The organism is Erwinia sp., from assembly GCF_049696395.1.
Taxonomy (GTDB): Bacteria; Pseudomonadota; Gammaproteobacteria; order Enterobacterales; family Enterobacteriaceae; genus Erwinia.
Genome location: NZ_JBAVTT010000058.1, coordinates 1 through 3,436 on the forward strand (window position 1 = coordinate 1; position 3,436 = coordinate 3,436).

Consider the following 3,436-nt stretch of genomic DNA (forward strand, 5'->3'; position numbering starts at 1 on the left):
AAGTAGCGTTTAATATTCTGGCACATTGTGTTCATATGGATATCAGACAGGATGGGCATACCGGCTTATCTGTACACCCGAGCTGGGCGGCTACTTCAATGTGAACGCTGAAAGCTGCAGTTGAGGCAGGGATTGACATCGGGACCAGCGTTAAAGGAATGAATGATGTAATTTAAAAAAGTCGTAACGATAAATACCACCGATTCTCTGACTACGAAAATAATACCTGGCCATGGTGATGACTCCAATATGCGACCAGTAATATCACTGATTTTTTTAATTTCTTTTATTACTGTGTATACAGTTGAACGAGCAATTTTCATCTGTTTCGCTATTAATGTTTCCCCAACACCCCTGGCATGCAAGGCGGCTATCTGAGGTCTGTTTACTGAGCGCTTTCGTCCAAACTTTATACCTTTTAGTCTGGCTTCCTGTCGTCCTTCATTTGTTCGCTCAAGGATGCGCTGACGTTCAGCCGGCACTGTTGCAAAGATCTGGCGATGGTAAACTAATGCCACTGTTTAGTTGAAGGAGAAGCACATGAACCCATTTAAAGGCCGGCATTTTGAGCGTCACATTATCCTGTGGGCTGCAAATATGGCATCAGTTATCGTGAGCTGCAGGAGATGCTCGCTGAGCGAGAGGTAAATGTCGATCACACCACGATTTATCGCTGGGTTCAGCGTTATGCACCTGAGATGGAAAAGCGGCTGCGCTGGTACTGGCGTCAGCCTTCCGGTTTTGGCTCATGGCATCTCAATGAAACCTACGTGAAGGTCAACGGACGCTGTGCTTATCTGTACCGCGCCGTCGACAGCAGGGGCTGCACCATTGATTTTTACCTGTCTTCACGTCGTAACTCCAAAGCCGCATATCGCTTTATGGGTAAACTTCTGAACAATACGAAGCGCTGGCAAATTCCACGGTTGATCAACACGAATAAAGCCCCGACGTATGGGCGGGCGCTGGCATTGCTGAAGCGGGAAGGTAAATGTCCGCAGCATGTGCAGCACCGGCAGATAAAGTAGCGTAATAATATAATCGAGTGCGATCATGGCAAACTGAAACGGATAATCAACGCCACGCTGGGCTTCAAGTCAATGAAGACGGCTTACGCCACAATCAAAGGGATTGAAGTGATGCGTACGCTACGGAAAGGTCAGGCAGAATCATTTTATTTTGGGCATCCCCCGGGCGAGATGCGTCTGGTGAGCAGAGTCTTTGAAAGCTAAGACCTTTTAATAATACGAAAGGCTAACTCATCAATAACTTTGCAACAGTGCCTTGCCACGTGATACCGCTACAGGATCAGGAATGTGGTGATCTGATCCTGACTACGGCCAAAAGTTCGATTTATTCAACAAAGCCCTGTTACCCCTAAAAAAATATAGTTTTCAATTACTCAAACACTGAATACAATCGCCCTGTCCTGGCTGGAACAATCAATGTGCCGGAGGCATACGATGAGGCGGATCATGCTTGATCACATTGAGGATAGTGAGTTCATATATTTTTAATTAGAAAAGTAATATGTACCTGGAGCATAACGAATGATGCTGGACCATGTTGCACTGGCAATACTTATCGCGGTTTTATTAATTTTATTCTACGGAATCATCGTCATACACGATATTCCCTATGAAATCGCCAAAAAGCGTAATCACCCCCATCAGGATGCTATCCACTATGCTGGCTGGATCAGTCTTTTCACCCTGCATGTGTTGTGGCCTTTCCTGTGGATTTGGGCCACGTTATGGCAAGAAGAGCGTGGCTGGGGTATGAAACAAATCAGTGAAGAACAGCGGGACATACACCAACAAATTACGCATCTCACAGCACAGGTGGAAATGTTACAAAAACAGGTGTCCATTTTGCTTCCCACTGTCGGCCAAAATAACACTGGCACTGGATTCGTGCAGAAATCTGATTCGGAGACGAAGTAATGGAAACACTGTTACTACTGACCTATGCCGCGCTGAGTGTGGCTATTTTCAAGGTATTCCGTATCCCTCTGAATAAATGGACCGTCCCAACAGCAGTATTAGGCGGTGCTGTTTTCATCGCGCTCATCGTGCTGGTGATGAATTATAATTACCCGTTCAGTGAGATAGGAAAGGAAGCTTACCGAACCGTGCCAATTGTTACCCAGGTGCGCGGGCGGGTAACAGACGTCCCGGTCATACCCAATGTCATGTTAAAGAAGGGGGATGTGCTGTTGAGGATTGACCCCACGCCTTTTCAGACTCAGGTTGACGATCTTCAGGCTCAAATTAAAGAAGCCAGCCAGAATGCGCTTTCACTTGATTCTGGTCTGAATCAGGCGAAGGCAGCACTTAACAAAGCTGTCGCCGATCGTGACCAGGCTAAGCGTGAATACGGTCGTTATAATCAGGGACACAGTAAGGGGGCATTTTCTGATCAGGAGGTAGATACCCGACTACAGACCTGGAAAGCCTCCGAAGCCACCGTTGAGGCCGCCCGTGCCGCTGTCCAGCAGTCACAAAATGAGCTTGATTCTGTTGTAGGGGGGGAGAACACCAGAGTGGCATCATTAATGGCGCAGTTGCGTAGGGCTGAGTTTGACCTAGAGAATACAGTCGTACGGGCTCCATCTGCGGGTTATGTCAGCACGGTCGGACTGAGTGAAGGTGCGATGTCAACAGCCTTGGGACTAGCACCCGTTATGACGTTTGTACCCAAGGTACCTGGCGTTCTGCCAACGTATGTTGCCGCGTTTCGTCAGAACTCAGGCCAGCGCCTGCAGGCGGGTTATAAAGCAGAACTGTTATTCCCGTCCGTACCGGGTACTGTATTCAGTGGAGAAGTGACAAGCGTGCTTCCAGCAATTGGTGAAAGCCAGTTCCAAGGGCAGGGCACATTGCTGACTACAGCTGACCTGACCCAGCAGGGACGAATACTCGTGCTGGTTAAAGCTACCGATCCACGTCTGTCTATGTATCATCTCCCGCAGGGATCACAGGTTGAAGTAGCTGTATATTCAGGACACTTTCATGAACTGTCTCTGATGCGTAAAATCCTTATCCGAATGAAAAGCTGGGAAAATTATGTCTTTCTTGACCATTAAGGCAAGTCTGTAAATCCACAGGTTGAATGCCGCAATACAGGTAATGCTCTATTGCGGCATCTTTATGGCGCCAGGTTACCCCTACAATCGAAATACATGTAACCACATCGGAATTTTAGAGCCGCTTGGTAAACGGACTTTATGATAAATCCAGTTTTTGAACCAAAACCGTTTCATACTGAACAAGCAAGGTTCGAATCTTTTTGTTACCTTCCTTGCTAATACACAACAGTTTCTCGGCTTTGTTGAATAAATCGAACTTTTGGCCGTAATCAGGATCAGATCACCACATTCCCGATCCTGTAGCGGTATCACGTGGCAAAACAAACGTTCAAAATCACCAACTGGGCT

2 protein-coding genes and 3 pseudogenes are annotated in these 3,436 nt (G+C 47.1%); 3 read left to right on the plus strand and 2 right to left on the minus strand.

Features of this window, described 5'->3' with window-relative positions:
* Positions 1 to 281 precede the first annotated feature (281 nt).
* A pseudogene (locus tag WCC56_RS07910) lies at positions 282 to 488 on the minus strand (helix-turn-helix domain-containing protein); the annotation flags it as partial.
* Between the two features lie 52 nt (positions 489 to 540).
* On the opposite strand from WCC56_RS07910, the pseudogene WCC56_RS07915 reads away from it, so the two are divergent.
* The 3 genes and pseudogenes from WCC56_RS07915 (at position 541) to WCC56_RS07925 (ending at position 3,085) form a co-directional block, all read left to right on the plus strand.
* Positions 541 to 1,232, plus strand: a pseudogene (locus WCC56_RS07915) (IS6 family transposase).
* Positions 1,233 to 1,550: 318 nt separating this feature from the next.
* Positions 1,551 to 1,943 (plus strand): DUF3302 domain-containing protein, encoded by a 393-nt coding sequence (locus tag WCC56_RS07920; protein ID WP_424691851.1) that lies wholly within the window; start codon positions 1,551 to 1,553, stop codon positions 1,941 to 1,943.
* Positions 1,943 to 3,085, plus strand: a complete 1,143-nt coding sequence (locus WCC56_RS07925; protein ID WP_424691852.1) for an HlyD family secretion protein — start codon at positions 1,943 to 1,945, stop codon at positions 3,083 to 3,085. The genes WCC56_RS07920 and WCC56_RS07925 overlap by 1 nt, the downstream gene beginning before the upstream one ends.
* A gap of 148 nt (positions 3,086 to 3,233) precedes the next feature.
* Here the strand turns inward: WCC56_RS07925 and WCC56_RS07930 are convergent.
* A pseudogene (locus WCC56_RS07930) lies at positions 3,234 to 3,317 on the minus strand (hypothetical protein); the annotation flags it as partial.
* Positions 3,318 to 3,436: the final 119 nt, after the last annotated feature.

Bases quoted from the DNA above. Each gene is read 5' to 3' on its own strand.
- WCC56_RS07925 (WP_424691852.1), top strand. From the start codon at position 1,943: ATGGAAACACTGTTACTACTGACCTATGCCGCGCTGAGTGTGGCTATT.
- WCC56_RS07920 (WP_424691851.1), top strand. From the start codon at position 1,551: ATGATGCTGGACCATGTTGCACTGGCAATACTTATCGCGGTTTTATTA.